At 59.2% G+C, this 18,647-nt stretch carries 13 protein-coding genes, 2 tRNA genes and 1 pseudogene; 10 read left to right on the top strand and 6 right to left on the bottom strand.

The window, feature by feature from the left end:
* Positions 1-42: 42 nt before the first annotated feature.
* Both ABVR31_RS16395 and fes read right to left on the bottom strand, forming a co-directional pair.
* Positions 43-3,927 carry an enterobactin synthase subunit F gene (locus ABVR31_RS16395; RefSeq protein WP_372773490.1) on the bottom strand — a complete coding sequence of 1,295 codons (3,885 nt, stop codon included), beginning with the start codon at positions 3,925-3,927 and terminating at the stop codon, positions 43-45.
* Positions 3,920-5,194 (bottom strand): enterochelin esterase, encoded by a 1,275-nt coding sequence (fes, locus tag ABVR31_RS16390; RefSeq protein ID WP_372773488.1) that lies wholly within the window; start codon positions 5,192-5,194, stop codon positions 3,920-3,922. The genes ABVR31_RS16395 and fes overlap by 8 nt, the downstream gene beginning before the upstream one ends.
* Before the next feature lie 262 nt (positions 5,195-5,456).
* Here fes and ABVR31_RS16385 point away from each other — a divergent pair, with 262 nt between their 5' ends.
* The gene (locus tag ABVR31_RS16385) at positions 5,457-7,733 is read left to right on the top strand and encodes a TonB-dependent siderophore receptor (RefSeq protein ID WP_372773486.1); all 2,277 of its coding nucleotides are present in this window, start codon (positions 5,457-5,459) and stop codon (positions 7,731-7,733) included.
* Between the two features lie 6 nt (positions 7,734-7,739).
* Here ABVR31_RS16385 and pmrB read toward each other — a convergent pair whose 3' ends face one another.
* Genes pmrB through dacB form a run of 3 tightly spaced genes read right to left on the bottom strand, consistent with a single transcriptional unit; the run spans position 7,740 to position 10,893 of the window.
* Positions 7,740-8,801: a two-component system sensor histidine kinase PmrB gene (pmrB, locus tag ABVR31_RS16380; protein WP_021507712.1), complete on the bottom strand. Its 1,062-nt coding sequence runs from the start codon at positions 8,799-8,801 to the stop codon at positions 7,740-7,742.
* Entirely contained in the window at positions 8,798-9,460 is a 663-nt protein-coding gene (pmrA, locus tag ABVR31_RS16375) for a two-component system response regulator PmrA (RefSeq protein WP_021507711.1), read from the bottom strand. Before pmrA ends, pmrB begins: the two co-directional genes overlap by 4 nt.
* Positions 9,460-10,893: a serine-type D-Ala-D-Ala carboxypeptidase gene (gene dacB / locus ABVR31_RS16370; RefSeq protein WP_031279733.1), complete on the bottom strand. Its 1,434-nt coding sequence runs from the start codon at positions 10,891-10,893 to the stop codon at positions 9,460-9,462. The genes pmrA and dacB overlap by 1 nt, the downstream gene beginning before the upstream one ends.
* 248 nt (positions 10,894-11,141) lie before the next feature.
* On the opposite strand from dacB, the gene greA reads away from it, so the two are divergent.
* Positions 11,142-11,618, top strand: a complete 477-nt coding sequence (gene greA / locus ABVR31_RS16365; RefSeq protein WP_021507709.1) for a transcription elongation factor GreA — start codon at positions 11,142-11,144, stop codon at positions 11,616-11,618.
* A gap of 128 nt (positions 11,619-11,746) precedes the next feature.
* Here greA and yhbY read toward each other — a convergent pair whose 3' ends face one another.
* On the bottom strand, positions 11,747-12,040 hold the full coding sequence (gene yhbY / locus ABVR31_RS16360) for a ribosome assembly RNA-binding protein YhbY (RefSeq protein ID WP_010617345.1): 294 nt from the start codon (positions 12,038-12,040) through the stop codon (positions 11,747-11,749).
* Positions 12,041-12,166: 126 nt separating this feature from the next.
* Here yhbY and rlmE point away from each other — a divergent pair, with 126 nt between their 5' ends.
* From rlmE to rimP, 8 genes and pseudogenes are all read left to right on the top strand, one after another.
* Positions 12,167-12,796, top strand: coding sequence for a 23S rRNA (uridine(2552)-2'-O)-methyltransferase RlmE (gene rlmE / locus ABVR31_RS16355; RefSeq protein ID WP_021507708.1), 630 nt, complete (start codon positions 12,167-12,169; stop codon positions 12,794-12,796).
* Between the two features lie 174 nt (positions 12,797-12,970).
* A complete protein-coding gene (gene ftsH, locus ABVR31_RS16350; protein ID WP_021507707.1) occupies positions 12,971-14,899 on the top strand; it encodes an ATP-dependent zinc metalloprotease FtsH in 1,929 nt (642 codons plus the stop codon).
* An 85-nt stretch (positions 14,900-14,984) separates the two neighbouring features.
* Positions 14,985-15,818 carry a dihydropteroate synthase gene (gene folP / locus ABVR31_RS16345; RefSeq protein ID WP_058759577.1) on the top strand — a complete coding sequence of 278 codons (834 nt, stop codon included), beginning with the start codon at positions 14,985-14,987 and terminating at the stop codon, positions 15,816-15,818.
* A 4-nt stretch (positions 15,819-15,822) separates the two neighbouring features.
* A pseudogene (gene glmM, locus ABVR31_RS16340) lies at positions 15,823-17,156 on the top strand (phosphoglucosamine mutase).
* Positions 17,157-17,373: 217 nt separating this feature from the next.
* On the top strand, positions 17,374-17,709 hold the full coding sequence (gene secG / locus ABVR31_RS16335) for a preprotein translocase subunit SecG (protein ID WP_010617340.1): 336 nt from the start codon (positions 17,374-17,376) through the stop codon (positions 17,707-17,709).
* Positions 17,710-17,755: 46 nt separating this feature from the next.
* A tRNA-Leu gene (locus ABVR31_RS16330) sits at positions 17,756-17,842 on the top strand.
* Between the two features lie 59 nt (positions 17,843-17,901).
* Positions 17,902-17,978: transfer RNA gene (locus ABVR31_RS16325), tRNA-Met, on the top strand.
* A 212-nt stretch (positions 17,979-18,190) separates the two neighbouring features.
* The gene (gene rimP, locus ABVR31_RS16320; RefSeq protein WP_031279732.1) at positions 18,191-18,643 is read left to right on the top strand and encodes a ribosome maturation factor RimP; all 453 of its coding nucleotides are present in this window, start codon (positions 18,191-18,193) and stop codon (positions 18,641-18,643) included.
* Positions 18,644-18,647 lie beyond the last annotated feature (4 nt).

Below are 18,647 nucleotides of genomic sequence, written 5' to 3'. Positions count from 1 at the left end.
TCCCTCTCCCGCCGGGAGAGGGTTAGAGTGAGGGCAAAACCGCTACGCCAGCAACTGCTGCAACAGCGGCCCGATCTGCTCAAACATGCGAGGCGAGATAATCTCGACGTGGGCACAATCCATCGGCCACACCGTCAGCTCACCGACATAGGGCGCCCAGGCGCGGCGCGCATCCTGGCCTGGCTGCTGCGTCTGTTCGGCGAGGAACAGCGTAGCGCGGCCGCCGAAGCGTGCGCTGCGCGCCGTGGCCAGCAGACGCACCGAGCTGGCGTAGTTGGCTTCGATGGTATCGAACATGGCCTGCATCTCTTCACCGGCCTGATGGCGCTGCGCGGCGATAAACTGTTCGCGCTCGCGATTCACCTCCTCCAGCACCGCCGGATCCAACACATTCTCGCCGCGCTTCTCATCCCAGTTCTGCGTTTCCGGCGGCCAGGTGTCGAGCAGGCCAAGGAAGGCGACCTCTTCACCCGCCGCTTCCAGCCGGGCAGCAATGCCCTGCGCCAGCGTACCGCCCAGCGAGTAGCCGAGAAAATAGTAGGGCCCGTGCGGTTGTACCTCGCGCAGCGTACGCAAATGCGCTTCACAGACCTCATCGAGATGCGCGCTCTGATTCAGCGGTCCCTGCGTGTCAGGCGACTGAATGCCGACCAGTGACCAGCGTGGGTCAAGGTAACGCTGCAGCACGCTGAACTGCCAGGCGAAGCCGGACGCCGGGTGGAAGCAGAATAGCGTCGGTCCGCTGCCTTTACGCAGCGGCAGCACCGCTTCAAAGCCCGCCTGCTGATGGGATTGTCCATCGCTCAGTAGCGCCGCCAGTTTTTCCACCGTCGGGGCGATCATGATCTGCCCAACCGAAACCGGCAGCTGGAGCTCGCGGCGCAGCTGCGCAGCCAGGCGCATCGCCAGCAGCGAATGGCCACCGAGCGCAAAGAAATCATCCTGCGCACCGATCGTATCGCAGGCCAGCAGGCGGCAGAACGCTGCGGCCAGCGTGCTCTCTAAACCGGGCAGTGGCGCTCGCCCCTGGCGCTGCGTGGTGCTCTGCGGCAGCGGCAGCGCTTTGCGATCCAGTTTGCCGTTGCTGCTGAGCGGCAGCGCCTCAAGCTGGACGATGGCCACCGGCACCATGTGTGCCGGTAGCTGCTGTGCCAGCGCCTGACGCAGCGCATCGCCATCCACCGGCTGAGGCGCCACCACGTAGCCCACCAGCTGACGCGCATCGCCCTGTGCCGCCGCACTGCCCAGCACCACCGCATGCGTCACCGCCTGCTCAATGCCGGGCTGGGCGCACAGCGCATGATCGATTTCGTTCAGCTCAATGCGCTGACCGCGGATCTTCAGCTGGTCATCGCTGCGTCCGAGATACTCCACCGCACCGTTGTCCAGCCAGCGCGCTACGTCGCCGGTCAGGTACATGCGCTCGCCAGCGGCGTACGGGTCGGCGATAAAGCGGCTGGCGGTCAGCTCCGGCCGGTTGAGATAGCCGTGCGCCAGCTGAATGCCGGTAAGATAGAGATCGCCGGCCACGCCCGGCGGCACCGGCTGCATTTGCGCATCAAGAATGCGCAGACCGGTGTTCCACACCGGGAAGCCGATCGGTACGCTCGGGCCATCGACGGCGGCGAGCGCCGCGCCATACGCCGGATACCAGCTGACATCAACGGCCGCTTCGGTCGGCCCATACAGATTGTGCAGCGGCACGCGGGTCAATGTTTCCCAGCTGCGCGACAGATCGGTGGGCAATGCTTCACCGCTGCAGAACACGTTGCGCAGACTGGCGCAGCACGCTATCGCAGCGGGGTGGTCGAGCGCCGCGACAAAGGCCGCCAGCATCGAGGGTACGAAATGCGTGGTGGTGACTTTGTAGCGGGCAAACAGTTGCTGTAAGGCTTCCGGATCGCGGTGTGCATCCGGCGGCGCCATTACCAGCTGCGCGCCGACCAGCAGCGGCCAGAAGAACTCCCATACCGAGACATCAAAGCTGCTCGGCGTTTTCTGCAGCACCACATCATCCGCCTGCAGCGGATAACGATCCTGCATCCACAGCAGGCGATTAACGATCGCCTGATGGCCGACCAGCACGCCTTTCGCCCTGCCGGTAGAGCCGGAGGTATAGATGATGTACGCGCCATCCTGCGGCGTCGGCGCGCTGGCCGGTGCCGGTGCATATTCGGCATTATACAGGGTGTCAAAGTGCAGCTGACTGACCGGCGCGATGGCGCGGAAGCGGGCACTGAGCGCGGCAGCGGTAATCAGCGTTTTGGGCGCGGCGTCTTCCAGCATCAGCTGGAGCCGCTCGTCCGGATAGCCGGTATCCAGCGGCAGATAAGCGGCCCCGAGCGTCACAATCGCCTGCAGTGCCAGCGACAGCTGCACCGAACGCGGCAGCGCCACGGCGACGATATCACCCCGCTGCACGCCGGCCGCACTGAGATCGGCCGCCAGCGCGAATACCTGCTGCTGCATCTGGCGATAGTTCAGCTGGTGCTGCGCATCGGCCAGCGCCGGTGCGTCCGGGGTGCGCTGCGCCTGCTGCGCCAGCAGCGACGCCAGGGTTTCCGCTGGCAGCGGATGGGCGGTCTGATTGATGGCCGCAATCTGCTGCTGCTCCGCTGGCGTCAGCAGATCGAGCTCGCCCAGCGCGCGCTGCGGCTGCGCGGCCAGCTGGCTGAGCAGCAGGGCAAAGCGGCTGGCATGGCGCTGCAGCGTCTCGGCAGCATAGCGCTGCGCGTTCGCCAGCAGCTCCAGCGTCAGATCGCCGTGCTCGCTGAGGTAAATCGCGATTTCCAGGTCGCGCACCGGGCCGGAGGCCAGCTGATGCGTAATGCCTTCAATGCCAGCGAAATCAAGCTGGTAGTCAAACATCTTCAGGTTGATCACCGGGCCATACAGCGGATCGCTATCGCCGAGGCGGCCGAGATCGCGCTGCACCTGTTCAGCATCGTAACGCTGATGACGGCGCATTTTTTTCACTTCCGCGGCCAGCTGAGCGGCGAGATCGCCGAGCGTTTGTCCCGGCTGATAATGCACCGCCATTGGCAGCACGTTGATCACCGGACCGGTGGCGCACAGCGCGGCGGAGCCGATGCGACGCATGAAGATGAAGCCGGCAGCAAAATCATTTTGTCCGCTGAGACGAGCCAGCCACAGCGCCACCAGCGCAAAGGCCAGATCGGCGGCGCTGTGCTGTAGATGCTGGCTGGTCAGCGTCTGGAAGCGGTGACGATCCAGCGTAACGCTGTGGCGTAGCAGATCGGTGCTGGCGCTCTGACCGGCCAGCGGCAGCGGCGACAGCGAGGCGGGCGCGGGCAGGGCGCGGCCTTTTTCGCGCCAGAATTCGCCGTCACGGGTGTAAGACGCCGATTGCTGATAGCGCTGATACTCGTCAACCACGGCGCTGAACGGAATAAACGGTGTCGGCTCAGGCGGCTGGTGCTGTACGGCGGCGCTGTACAGATTGGCGATGCGGCGCGTCAGCGCGGTAAAGCTGAAGCCATCCACCACCAGATGGTGATAGCGCTGATACCAGAACCAGTGCTGTTCGCCGAGGCGGAACAGACGATGGTGCCACAGCGGTGCGCCACTCAGCACACGCAGGTCGCCCTGCATATCGGCACGCATCAGGGCGCGCGCGGCGGCAGCGGCATCCGCTTCGCTGCGCAGATCAACGATGTCTGGCAGGCTGAAAGTCTGCGGCTGCGGCCACTGCAGCGGCTCGCCGTCGATTTCGCCGAACGCCATATTCAGGGTATCGGCTTCCTGCATCCCGTCGACGATGGCCTGCGCCAGCAGCGCGCTGTTGATGTCGCCGCGCAGTTCGACAAAGTGCGCGACCGCGTAAGCGTTGTGATGGCGGCTGAGCTGGTCGGCGATCCAGATGCCAGGCTGTGCCGCCACCAGCGGCAGAGTTTGTTGGTCAATCATAGTGTCGTTCATCAGAGAATTTACTGTCGCTCCGGTTCACGTCTGGCGTGATGAATGAATTTGGATTGCGCCACAAAGCTTGCAGACCGTCGAGCAGACCACCGCGCCAGCACAGCGCGTCATGGCCGCCCTCTACCGGCTGGTAATGTACCTGATAGCCGGCAGCGGTAAGTTGTTGTTGTAATTGTTGATTGGCTTGCAGAATCAGGCCTTCACGCTGGCCTGCCTCCAGCCAGAAACGCAGCGGCTGGCGAGGTGCCAGGCCATGGTCCAGCGCCTGCAACAGCCAGCCATGCGGGTTACCGCGCTCCGGCCACCAGAAGGAGCCGGACAGGCTGAGCGCGTTACCAAAGGTGTGGGGAAAGTGCAGCGCGGCAAACACCGCGGCCAAACCGCCGAAGCTTTGTCCGGCAACCAGCGTGCGCGCCGGCTGCGCATCGTACGGCATCCAGCGTGCCACCTGCGGCAACAGCTCCTGCTGCACCGCCTGCCAGAATTGCGGATTGCATGGCAGCTCGCGGCTGCGGTGTTCGCGATCGATGATGTCGATAAACAGGTAGACCGCCGGCGGCAGCTTGCCCGCGGCGGTCAGCTGCTGCAGCGGGCCGGCGATCGGCATCTGCTGCGCCCAGAACTGACCATCGAGCAGTATCGCCAGCGGACGCGGGCCGTGCTGCGCCTCGCCTGTAGCGTACAGCCACACCCGGCGACGATTGCCGAGCAGCGCGCTGTCCCACTGCTGCTCCTGCAGCGTCAGCGCCGGGGCGCGGCCCTCATCCACCGCACGCCACACCTGCTGGTCGGGCGCGTCAGGCAGGTGCAGCGGTGACACGCCCATGCCGCGTCCGCCGGACCAGCTGCGCAGCGGATTGAGCGCATCGGCCTGCGCGGCAGGGAATTTTTCGCGCCACCAGTGGCGCAGCGCATGCATGTCAGGCTCGCCGCTGAAATCGCTGGCCTGCCGATCCGGCATCAGGCAGTAGCTGCCGCGCCAGTGTGACGGCAGCACGGTTTGCCAGTACCAGACATCGCTACTGGCGACGCGCATCAGCGATTGCGGCGGGTGCCGCTGGTGGTGATCGGTCACGCCGGTGATGTTGATCCACACGCGCTGGGTGTGGGAGGTGGTTTCACTGCCTTGCGGATCGCGCCAGAAGAAGGTCACCAGACAGGTGCCATCCTGCTGCGGCTCAATGCGCGGAATGCCCTGAGTCTGTTGCTCCTGCCACCAGGCTTCGCTACCAATTCCATCATTTCGCCAGGTCATAGGGGCTGCCAGTCGCCGTCTGTACGGGGAGGTTTACATAGGATTGATAAATAATACTATTGATAATTATTTGCATTTGCAATAGGGTGACTGCGCTCAAAATGAGCACGCACGTTCCGTCTGGCACCCGGTAAGTCATGGGATTCAGCAAAGGATGGCCCTGCCAGGTGTGAACGGCTGCGCGATAAAGACAGGGATCTTCTCACCGGCTCGCCAGTCACTCCGCTGTGGCGCAGAACTGGCCTTCCAGGAATGAAAAAAAATGAAGCATTACTCGCGGTTAACCTTCGCTATTTTGATCGAACTGGGGCTCAGCGCCTCACTGCTCTCCGGCAGCGCCTGGGCAGCAGAGACTTCCAGCAAGACGACTTCCAGCAACGCCTCTTCTCCCGATGCCAGCGCGATGGACGGTGGCACCTTAATGGTGACGGCCCAGCAGCAGACGCTGCAGGCACCGGGGGTTTCCACCATCACCGCCGATGAGATCAAAAAGCATCCACCGGCGCGCGATGTCTCAGAAATTATCCGTACCATGCCGGGGGTTAACCTGACCGGTAACTCGACCAGCGGCCAGCGCGGCAACAACCGTCAGATCGATATTCGCGGCATGGGGCCGGAAAATACCCTGATCATGGTGGACGGCATGCCGATCACCAGCCGTAACTCGGTGCGTCTTGGCTGGCGCGGTGAGCGTGATACGCGCGGCGATACCAACTGGGTGCCGCCGGAGATGATTGATCACATCGACGTGATTCGCGGGCCGGCCGCGGTGCGCTACGGTAACGGCGCGGCGGGCGGTGTGGTGAACATCATCACCAAAAAGTACAGCGATCAGCAGTGGCACGGTTCGTGGAATACCTACTTCAACGCGCCGGAACACAAATCGGAAGGGGCGACCAAACGCACCAACTTCAGCCTTGAAGGGCCGCTGGGCGACGACTTCAACTTCCGGCTGTATGGCGGCTTAGCCAAAACCCAGGCCGACGCGTACGACATCAATGAAGGGCACGCGGCAGCGCGCACCGGCAGCTATGCCGGCAGTTACCCGGCAGGCCGCGAAGGCTCGGTAAACAAAGACATCAATGCGTTGCTGAGCTGGGCGTTTGCCCCCATGCAGACGCTGGAGCTGCAGGCCGGTTACAGTCGTCAGGGCAACCTGTACGCGGGCGATACGCAGAACACCAACACTAACGCGCTGGTGAAGAGCCTGTACGGCGACGAAACCAACCGTCTGTATCGCCAGAATATTTCACTGAAATGGACCGGCGCGTGGGACAACGGCATCAGCACCAGCAGCTGGGCGCGCTACGAGAAAACCCGCAATACGCGCATTAATGAAGGTCTGGCGGGCGGCACGGAAGGGATCTTCTCCAACAGCGGGTTCAATACCATCCAGCTGGACGATGTGCTGCTGCACAGTGAAATCAGCCTGCCGTTTGAGCTGGGCGTCAATCAGACCGCGACGCTGGGCACCGAGTGGAACCAGCAGCGCATGAAAGATCCTTCGTCGACCACCCAGGCCGCCAGCAACGGTGCCGTGCCAGACATCGCCAGCACCGGCCGCAGTCCTTATGCCCAGGCGGAGATTTTCTCCCTGTTTGCCGAAGACAACATGGAGCTGACCGACAGCACCATGCTGACGCCGGCGCTGCGCTTCGATCATCACTCCATCGTTGGCAACAACTGGAGCCCGTCGCTTAACCTGTCACAGGGGCTGGGCGATGACTTCACGCTGAAGATGGGGATTGGCCGGGCCTACAAAGCGCCGAGTCTGTACCAGACGAACCCGAACTACCTGCTGTACAGCAACGGCCAGGGCTGCGCCGCCAGCACCGGTGCCTGCTATCTGCAGGGTAATCCGAATCTGAAAGCGGAAAACAGCATCAATAAAGAAGTTGGGCTGGAGTGGAAGCATGAAGGTTATCAGGCCGGTCTGACCTGGTTCCGTAACGACTACCGCAACAAGATTGAAGCCGGCTATGCGCCTTCAGGTAAAGCCTCTAACGGCACCACGGATATCTATCGCTGGGAGAACGTGCCGAAAGCGGTGGTGGAAGGGCTGGAAGGCACGGTCAATGTTCCTTTCTCTGACAGCGTGATGTGGAATAACAACTTCACCTACATGCTGCAGAGCAAGAACAAGGAGACCGGCGATCGTCTGTCGATCATTCCGGAGTATACGCTGAACTCGACGCTGAGCTGGCAGGCAACGCAGGATCTGTCGCTGCAAACCACCCTGACGTGGTACGGCACCCAGACGCCGAAGAAGTACGACTACAAAGGACAGCCGGTGACCGGCAGCGCCACCGACAAAGTGAGCCCGTACTCGATTGTCGGCCTGAGCGGTACTTACGATATCAATAAGTACGCCAGCGTGACGCTGGGCATCGATAACCTGTTCGATAAGCGCCACTTCCGTGAGGGCAATGCGCAAACCACCGGTAACGCTACCACCGGCGCTTATCTCTACGGTGCCGGTGCCAATACCTATAACGAATCAGGCCGTACTTACTATATGAGCCTCAACACCCACTTCTGATGGCGCTCAGCCAATCAGTTGCGTTGGCAAACAGCAGCGGGCGACCAGTCCGCTGCTGTCTTCGCGGTTGACCAGTTCCAGCCTGCCGCGATGCATCTGCACAATACGCAGCACAATGTTCAGGCCCAGGCCGCTGCCGCCATAGCGTTGATCGCGCCGCCGGAACGCCTGCGTCAGCTCTTCTGCCGCATCGGCATCAATACCCGGCCCCTGATCCCACACTTCAACCCAGACCTGCTGTTGCACCTGACGCAGCTTCACCTGCACGCTGCTGCCTTCCGGACTGTAGCGCGATGCGTTCTCCAGCAAATTGCGCAGCATCAGGCGCAGCAGCACCGCTTCACCCTGCTGCGGCACATCGTCGCCGTCTGGCCAGTGCAGCGTCTGCTGACGCTGGGCATACAGTTCAGCCATCTCCGGCATCAGCGGCTGCATGATGTCACGCTGCCACTGCAGCTGCTGATAGTGGCCGCCCGCCAGCGCCTGACCGGCGCGCGACAGCATCAGCAGCTGTTCGACGGTGTGCATCAACTGGTCGATACGCTCAATCAGCATGGCGCTTTGCGGCACCTGCTGCTGATGCAGAAGCTCGAGATGCAGGCGCAGCCCGGCCAGCGGCGTACGCAGCTCGTGCGCGGCGTCGGCGGTGAATAATCGCTCCTGCTGCAGCGTGTGGTCGAGACGGGAAAACAGTTGATTGATGGAGGAGGTGACCGCAACGATCTCATCCATCTCGGAGTAAATCGGCAGCGGCGTCAGGTTGTCGGCAGAGCGGTGGGCAAGGCTGTCCTGTAGTGATTTGAGCGGACGGATAATCCAGTTGATGGCCCAGAACGACAGCAGCAGTGTCAGGCTTACCATCACCAGCGAAGGCAGCAACAGCGAAGCGATGGCCTCACGGATCTCATTCTCCACGCGATCGTTACGCGCCTGGGCCGACAGGGTTTCATTGACGAGGAAACTGATCTGTTCGCGGCTTTCATGCCACAGCCAGATGGCGCTCATCACCTGGCAGGTGAGGAGAATCAGCGCCAGCATGATCAGTAACCGCTGACGCATGCTGTTCATTCGCGCAGTTCCAGCCGGTAGCCAACGCCGCGCACGGTTTTGATGCGATCTTTCCCCAGCTTGCGGCGCAGATTATGAATGTGGACTTCTAAAGTGTTGGAGCCGGGATCGTCGTTCCAGCTGTAGAGATCCTGCTGCAGCGTTTCGCGATGCACATTTTGCCCCACGCGCATCAGCAGGCGAGTGAGCAGGGCGAACTCTTTGGGGGTGATCTCCAGCGGCAGATTCTCCAGCAGCACCTGCTGCGAGCTGAGATTGAGCGTCAGATCGCCCTGCTGCAGCAGGTTGTCGCTGTGCCCCTGATAGCGGCGGATCAGCGCGCGCACCCGCGCCTGCAGTTCTGCCAGCGCAAACGGCTTGACCAGGTAATCATCGGCACCGGCGTCCAGCCCGTCGACGCGATCCTCCAGCGCATCGCGCGCGGTCAGGATCAGCACCGGCACCGCGATGCCGTCTCGCCGCCACTGGCGCAGCAGCGTGGCGCCATCGCGATCCGGCAGACCGAGATCCAGCACGATCAGGCTGTACTGGCTACTGCGCAGCAGGGCGTTGCTTTCCGCCGCGCTGCCAGCGCAATCCACGGCGTAGCCCTCGCTGCTCAGCGCCTGCGCCAGGCCCGATTGTAACAACGCATCATCTTCAACGATCAACAGTTTCATTAGTTGTTCTTGTTAATGTCGGTATAGAGCCGGCTCTCAAAGCGCACCAGCGGAATCCGCCGCGTTTTCTGGTCTTCCGGCGGTACCGCATAGCCAGAGAGGAACTGGACAAAGGCCACGCGCGCACCGCTCGACGTGGTGATGAACCCAGCCAGATTATAGACGCCCTGCAGCGAACCGGTTTTTGCCGACACTTTGCCATCCAGCCCCGCTTCGTGCAGACCGCCGCGATACTGCAGCGTGCCGTCATAACCTGCCAGCGGCAGCATCGAAATATAATTCAGCGTGGCGTCATTTTTGGCGATGAACTGCAGCACCTGCATCATGGTATCCGGCGCGATCAGGTCGTGACGCGACAGGCCGGAGCCATCCACCTGAATACTGTTGCCGAGGTCAACGCCGGCTTTTTCGCGCAGCACACGCCTGACCGCATCCGAACCGGCGCGGAAGGTGCCCGGCACGTTAAAGTAGTGATGGCCGATGGTGCGGAACACGGTATCGGCGATCATGTTGTCTGACTTTTTCAGCATGGTGTGCAGCAGGTTGTGCAGCGGTGCGGACTGCGTCGAGGCCAGCACCGTGCCCGGTGACGTCACCTGCGTCTGGCGCACTAAATGGCCGCTGTAATCAATATCGGCGTCGCGCAGCTGCGCTTTAAGGATCTCGCCGGCCCACGCGGCGCCATCCTGCACGGCAAACGCCAGGGGCAGTGGTTCCGCACGCTGGCGCATACAGCCGGTCAGCGTGTAGCGATTAAGCTCGCCGGGCACCACGTCGAGCTCGCAATACTGCCCGTCACCGCTGTTGCGTCCGATCGTGCGCACCTGGCTGAACATGTGCGCCGGATAATAAGAGGCGATGCGCACAAAAGCGTTTTCGCCGGGCGTATTGGCACTGTAGAGCGAAACCGAGAAGCAGTTTTTATCAACAATCGCCGCACCAGGCGGGGCGCTGAAACACTGTGTCAGATCGTTCCACGGCCAGCCTGGCGCCATATCGTGACTGGCGAACACCGAGGTGTCGATCACCAGATTGCCTTTGATATGGTTGATGCCCTGCTTTTTCAGCGCCGCCACCATATTGCGCAGATCCTGGCGGCTGAGCGTCGGATCGCCGGCAAAGCGCGCTACCAGGTCGCCATTTAAGGTGCCATCGCTGACTGCGCCTTTGGTCTCCAGAGTGGTCTGAAAACGGAAGTCCGGGCCCAGCTCCAGCAGTGCCGCCAGCGCGGTGATCACTTTCATGGTACTGGCCGGCAACGCCATCTGTTTGCCGTGATAGTCGATTATCGGGGTGGATGCGCCCACTTTTTGTACCATCAGCGCCAGGTTTGCGCCGTCTGGCAAATACTGCATGTATTCTTCAACGGGTGCTGCTTGTGCCTGCAGCATAAACGCACAGGTTAATCCGGTAACAAGTCGTGAAAATCGCATAATCTCGCGGTAACTGACGGGTGAAGGCGTCAATACTATGTCCCCGGACGGTGCAAAGTAAACAATGACCCACAGGGAACTCTGGGGTAAAATACGTATCAAAATGCAAAACCGATACCTGACCCGGAAAGCTTTCCGGGTCAGGATTCTTTTGCTTGTGAAAAGAGGTTACGCGCCGCAGAAGCCGATCTTCTGCTGTCACCGGTCAGGATGACGCCGTTAACCAGGATAGATGACGAGGAGCCAAAATGAATCAGATTCCGATGACGTTGAAAGGCGCTGAGAAGCTGCGTGAAGAGCTGAACGAACTGAAAACCGTTAAGCGTCCGCGCATCATCGCCTCTATCGCCGAAGCCCGTGAGCACGGCGATCTGAAAGAGAATGCCGAATACCACGCCGCGCGCGAAGAACAGGGGTTCTGCGAAGGGCGTATTCAGGAGATCGAAGCCAAGCTCTCCAATGCACAGGTGATTGACGTGACCGCCATGCCGAAAACCGGCCGCGTGATTTTTGGCGCCACCGTCACCGTGCTGAATGTCGATACCGATGAAGAGTTTACTTACCGGATTGTCGGTGACGACGAAGCGGACTTTAAACAGAACCTGATTTCCGTGAATTCGCCGATGGCGCGCGGTCTGGTGGGCAAAGAGGCCGATGACGTGGCTATTGTCAAAACCCCAGGCGGCGATGTGGAATATGAAGTGCTGAAAGTGGAATACATCTAAGATATTGCTACGCTTTGAAATGCGCAGCTGCATATTGTAAAGAAAGGAAAAAGGCCGCGCTGCGGCCTTTTATCCCATGCAGGAGCATGGCACTTTCTGTGCCCGTCGGACGAGCCGTAACGGTACGCTTAACGTGGCAGAGTAATTTTGCGCTCTTTGGCAGGGCGATACAGCACCAGCACGTTGCCGATGACCTGAACGTTGTTTGCCTTAGTTTCACGCACGATAGCGTCCACGATCAGCTGCTTGGTTTCACGATCTTCCGAGGCAATTTTTACCTTGATCAATTCGTGATGTTCGAGCGCCTGTTCGATCTCGGCGAGCACGCCTTCAGTCAGGCCATTGCCGCCCAGCATGACCACTGGCTTCAGTGGATGGGCAAGGCCTTTCAGGTGCTGTTTTTGTTTGGTACTCAGATTCATCGTATTTTTTGCTTACTCAGGGATTGAAAACGGTTCATTCTACCGCCATCTCGGGTATATCGCCAAATCAACGCGACCCATTGCGTGCTGATTTATCGCTACGATGACGATTTAACTGGAAATATTATGACGGGTAAAAAGCGTTCGGCCAGTTCCAGTCGCTGGCTTCAGGAACACTTTAGCGATAAATATGTGCAACAGGCACAGAAAAAAGGGTTGCGCTCGCGCGCCTGGTTTAAACTGGATGAAATTCAGCAGGGTGACAAGCTGTTCAAACCCGGTATGACCGTGGTTGACCTGGGCGCAGCGCCCGGCGGCTGGTCGCAATATGTGGTACAACAGATTGGTTCGGGTGGCCGTATTATTGCCTGCGATCTGCTGCCGATGGATCCCATCGTCGGCGTTGACTTCCTGCAGGGCGATTTTCGCGACGAAGCGGTGTTGAAAGCGTTACTGGAGCGCGTGGGCGACCAGAAAGTGCAGGTGGTGATGTCGGACATGGCGCCGAACATGAGCGGTACGCCTGCAGTCGATATCCCGCGTTCCATGTATTTAGTTGAACTGGCGTTAGAAATGTGTCGGGATGTACTGGCACCTGGCGGCAGTTTTGTAGTGAAAGTGTTTCAGGGAGATGGCTTCGATGAATACCTGCGGGAAATTCGCTCCCTGTTTACGAAAGTGAAAATTCGTAAGCCGGACGCTTCGCGATCACGTTCGCGCGAAGTGTACATTGTGGCGACAGGGCGCAAACTGTAGCCCTCCATACCGGAATCAAAGCAAGGCGAAACGGCGTTTATTCTGATGCGTAATTCTGAGTTTCAGGCTAAACAGGCAAAATCATCAGCGCCGCGATTCCAGGTATGAAGGATATATAGTACCCTACGCTGTCTGTTAACACCGTTGTAATATGAGGTTAATCCCTTGAGTGACATGGCGAAAAACCTGATTCTCTGGTTAGTCATCGCGGTCGTGCTGATGTCAGTATTCCAGAGCTTTGGGCCCAGCGAGTCGAATGGCCGTAGGGTTGATTATTCAACCTTCCTGTCGGAAGTGAACCAGGATCAGGTCCGCGAGGCACGTATTAACGGGCGTGAGATCAACGTAACCAAAAAAGACAGTAATAAATACACGACCTACATTCCTGTCAACGATCCCAAGTTACTCGATAACCTGTTGACCAAAAACGTCAAAGTTGTGGGTGAACCACCGGAAGAGCCGAGCCTGCTGGCTTCCATCTTCATCTCCTGGTTCCCGATGCTGCTACTGATTGGCGTGTGGATCTTCTTTATGCGGCAGATGCAGGGCGGCGGCGGCAAGGGCGCGATGTCCTTCGGCAAGAGCAAAGCCCGTATGCTGACCGAAGACCAGATCAAAACCACCTTTGCTGACGTTGCGGGTTGCGACGAAGCAAAAGAAGAGGTGGGTGAGCTGGTGGAATACCTGCGTGAGCCGAGCCGCTTCCAGAAGCTGGGCGGTAAAATCCCGAAAGGCGTGCTGATGGTGGGCCCTCCGGGTACCGGTAAAACGCTGCTGGCGAAAGCGATTGCCGGCGAAGCGAAAGTACCGTTCTTCACGATTTCCGGTTCTGACTTCGTAGAAATGTTCGTCGGTGTCGGTGCATCACGTGTGCGCGACATGTTCGAGCAGGCGAAGAAAGCGGCACCGTGCATCATCTTTATCGATGAGATCGATGCGGTGGGTCGTCAGCGTGGCGCCGGTTTAGGCGGTGGTCACGACGAACGTGAGCAGACGCTGAACCAGATGCTGGTTGAGATGGATGGCTTCGAAGGCAATGAAGGCATCATCGTTATCGCCGCGACTAACCGTCCGGACGTACTGGACCCGGCGCTGCTGCGTCCAGGCCGTTTTGACCGCCAGGTGGTGGTAGGTCTGCCAGACGTGCGCGGCCGTGAACAGATTCTGAAAGTGCATATGCGTCGCGTGCCGCTGGCAACCGACATTGATGCCGCGATTATCGCACGTGGTACGCCGGGCTTCTCCGGTGCGGATCTGGCGAACCTGGTCAACGAAGCGGCGCTGTTCGCTGCGCGTGGCAACAAGCGCGTGGTGTCGATGGTCGAGTTCGAGAAAGCGAAAGACAAAATCATGATGGGTGCGGAACGTCGCTCCATGGTGATGACGGAAGCGCAGAAAGAATCCACCGCGTATCACGAAGCGGGCCATGCGATTATTGGTCGCCTGGTGCCGGAACACGATCCGGTGCATAAAGTGACGATTATCCCGCGCGGCCGTGCGCTGGGTGTGACCTTCTTCCTGCCTGAAGGCGACGCGATCAGCGCCAGCCGTCAGAAGCTGGAGAGCCAGATTTCAACGCTGTACGGCGGTCGTCTGGCAGAAGAGATCATCTACGGGGCGGAACACGTTTCTACCGGTGCTTCAAACGACATCAAAGTGGCGACCAACCTGGCGCGCAACATGGTGACGCAGTGGGGCTTCTCGGAAAAACTCGGTCCGCTGCTGTATGCGGAAGAGGACGGTGAAGTGTTCCTCGGCCGTTCAGTGGCGAAAGCCAAACACATGTCGGACGAAACGGCACGCATCATCGACCAGGAAGTTAAGCACCTGATTGACAGCAACTACCAGCGTGCACGCCGTATTCTGGGTGAGAACATGGACATCCTTCACGCGATGAAAGACGCGCTGATGAAGTATGAAACCATCGACGCACCGCAGATCGACGACCTGATGGCGCGCCGCGAAGTGCGTCCGCCAGCAGGCTGGGAAGATCCAGGCAGCAACAACTCTGACAGCAACGGTACGCCAAAGGCGCCACGTCCGGTTGATGAACCGCGTACGCCAAACCCAGGCAACACCATGTCAGAACAGTTCGACAAGTAACAGGCCTGTTCCTAAGCAAAAACCCCGGCTGGTCCGGGGTTTTTTACATTCCACAATCCAGTGATTCCTCAGGGAGATTTTCGCCATGAAGTTGTACGCCCGTGATACCCATCTCGATCTGTCGTTTCCCCATGTGATGGGAATTTTAAATGTCACGCCGGACTCCTTTTCTGATGGCGGAACGCACAACACGCTGGTCGACGCGCTCACGCACACCAACGAGATGGTGAATGCCGGTGCTACGATTATCGATGTGGGCGGCGAATCAACCCGTCCCGGTGCCGATGAAGTCTCGGTGGAAGAGGAACTGGCGCGGGTGATTCCGGTGGTGGAAGCCATTGCGCAGCGCTTTGAAGTGTGGATTTCAGTTGATACCTCAAAAGCAGAAGTGATCAGTGAAGCCGCGCGGGTGGGCGCTCACATCATTAACGATATCCGCTCGCTGTCCGAGCCGGGTGCGTTACAGGCCGCCGCAGATAGCGGTCTGCCGGTATGCCTGATGCACATGCAGGGCGAACCGCGCACCATGCAGCAGGCACCGGAATATCAGCACATCGTAAGCGAAGTGGACGCTTACTTCGCCGCGCAGATTGCCCGCTGTGAAGCGGCCGGCATTAAAAAAGAGCGTCTGCTGCTCGACCCGGGCTTCGGTTTCGGTAAGAATCTCAGCCACAATTATGAGCTGCTGGCGCATCTCAGTGATTTTCACCATCACGGCCTGCCGCTGCTGGTGGGCATGTCGCGTAAGTCGATGATTGGCCAGCTGTTAAACGTCGGCCCGGCACAGCGCCTGACCGGCAGCCTGAGCTGTGCGGTGATCGCCGCCATGCAGGGCGCGCAGATTATTCGCGTGCATGACGTTAAAGAAACTGTCGAAGCGATGCGCATCGTCGAGGCGACACGGAGAGCAAAAGGATAAAGGCATGAGCGATCGTAAATATTTCGGTACAGATGGGATTCGCGGCAAAGTGGGTGAAGCGCCCATTACCCCGGACTTTGTGTTGAAGCTGGGTTTTGCTGCCGGCAAAGTGCTGGCCCGTTCCGGCTCGCGCAAGGTATTGATTGGTAAAGATACCCGTATTTCCGGCTACATGCTGGAATCGGCGCTGGAAGCCGGTCTGGCGGCTGCCGGGCTGTCTGCGGCATTCACCGGCCCGATGCCCACGCCGGCCATTGCCTACCTGACGCGCACCTTCCGCGCCGAGGCGGGCATCGTGATCTCCGCGTCGCACAACCCGTTTGACGACAACGGCATCAAATTTTTCTCTGCCGAAGGCACCAAACTGCCGGACGATGTTGAAGCCGCCATTGAGCTGGAGCTGGAGAAGCCGCTGACCTGCGTCGAGTCCGCTGAGCTGGGCCGTGCCAGCCGCATCGTCGATGCCGCCGGGCGCTACATCGAGTTCTGCAAAGGCACTTTTCCCAGCGAGCTAAGCCTGAACGGGCTGAAGATCGTGGTGGACTGTGCCAACGGCGCGACCTATCACATTGCGCCGAATGTGCTGCGTGAACTGGGTGCGAAGGTAATTGCGATTGGCGTGCAGCCGGACGGCATGAACATCAACAAAGAGTGCGGCGCTACCGATTTGCGTCAGCTGCAGCAGCGCGTGCTGGATGAAAAAGCCGATCTCGGCCTGGCCTATGACGGCGACGGCGACCGCATCATGATGGTGGATCACCTTGGACAGAAGGTGGATGGCGACCAGATTCTCTACATCATTGCGCGTGAAGCGCTGCGTCAGGGCCAGCTGCGTGGCGGCGTGGTCGGCACGCTGATGAGCAACATGGGGCTGGAGCTGGCGCTGAAACAGCTGGGGATTCCGTTTACCCGCGCCAAAGTGGGCGACCGCTATGTGCTGGAAAAAATGCAGGAGAAGGGCTGGCGCATGGGCGCGGAGAATCCGGCCACGTGATTCTGCTGGATAAAATCAGCACCGGTGACGGCATCGTAGCAAGTTTGCAAGTACTTACTGCGATTGTGCGTAACCACATGAGTCTGCACGATCTGTGCAGCGGCATGAAGATGCTGCCACAAGTGCTGGTGAATGTGCGTTTCAGCGGCAGCCACGATCCGCTGGAGAGCGACAGCGTCAAAGCGGCTGCCGCAGAGGTGGAAAAAACGCTGGCCGGGCGCGGGCGCGTGCTGTTGCGTAAATCCGGCACCGAGCCGCTGATTCGCGTGATGGTGGAAGGCGAGGATGAGGCGCAGGTGACCGAGCTGGCGCACAAAATTGCCGATGCGGTAAAAGCGGTTTAACCGCGTTACGGGCGGTCAGTTTGCTGCTTTCCGCCTGTAAAATCACCGGGATGGCGCTTTTTTCCGCAATCGCAAAACTTCGTGTAAATTGCGCTTGCAGAGGTATGCGCCTTTGGTTAGTATTCACACCCGCTTCTGATGGGTGATGACGAGACTCCCCGTCAATATTGGTTGAAGCTTTAACTGTGCGGATAACGCGCAAGGAAACAGGTTGATTATGTACGAAGCTCTGTTGGTTGTTTTCCTTATTGTAGCGATTGGCCTCGTTGGTCTGATCATGCTGCAGCAAGGCAAAGGCGCTGATATGGGAGCCTCATTCGGTGCAGGCGCTTCTGGTACGCTGTTCGGTTCAACCGGGTCTGGTAACTTTATGACTCGCATGACCGCGGTACTGGCTACGCTGTTCTTCATTATCAGTCTGATTCTGGGCAATCTGAACAGTAACAAGACTTCCAAAGGAAGCGAGTGGGAAAACCTCAGCGCGCCGGCTCAGTCTCAACAGCAGACTCAGCCAGCTAAACCGGCCACGCCGGGCAATGATATCCCGCAGTAAGTTCGTCAGCGCTAAAGCGACATCGTATCGTCGCAGTCAGTGAAGTGCCGAGGTGGTGGAATTGGTAGACACGCTACCTTGAGGTGGTAGTGCCCGATTGGGCTTACGGGTTCAAGTCCCGTCCTCGGTACCAAATCTCAGTATAACTTGCATTTTTCGCAAGATCGGCGTAATATTCGCCACGTTTTCGGACGCGGGGTGGAGCAGCCTGGTAGCTCGTCGGGCTCATAACCCGAAGGTCGTCGGTTCAAATCCGGCCCCCGCAACCACTTTCCCTTAGAGTTCTTTTTCAAATATACTGTATGCATCGACGGACGCATCCGCAGTCAGTTTTGAAAAAAATTCTGCTGGATGGTGTGCCGAAGCCGCATCGCGGCATACAGGGTCCAGTCACAAAAAGCCCCGAATTTTCGGGGTTTTTTGTTATCAGGAAATCGTAACACTGGGCTTTAGGCCCTTTTTTTATGTCTTGGGGGTGGGCTTGTCCACATTAGAGCAAAAGTTGACAGAGTTGATCTCTGCTCCGGTAGAAGCGCTTGGCTACGAATTGGTCGGTATCGAGTTCATTCGTGGTCGCACATCAACCTTGCGCATCTATATTGATAGTGAAGAGGGTATCAATGTTGATGATTGCGCCGATGTTAGCCACCAGGTCAGCGCTGTAATGGATGTGGAAGATCCTATTACGGTGGCTTACAACCTTGAAGTTTCCTCACCGGGTCTCGATCGCCCTCTGTTCACCGCGGAGCACTATGCGCGTTTCGCTGGCGAAGAGGTGAGCCTGGTACTGCGTATGGCCGTGCAGAACCGCCGTAAATGGCAGGGCATCATCAAGTCTGTCGAAGGCGAGATGATCACGGTAACCGTTGAGGGTAACGATGAAGTGTTCGCGCTGAGCAACATTCAGAAAGCGAACCTGGTCCCCCACTTTTAAAAGT

Source organism: Pantoea sp. WEP, assembly GCF_041678305.1.
GTDB classification, from domain to species: domain Bacteria; phylum Pseudomonadota; class Gammaproteobacteria; order Enterobacterales; family Enterobacteriaceae; genus Pantoea; species Pantoea dispersa.
The sequence above is the reverse complement of the archived record's forward strand: the minus strand, read 5'-3'. Positions and strand labels throughout refer to the sequence as shown.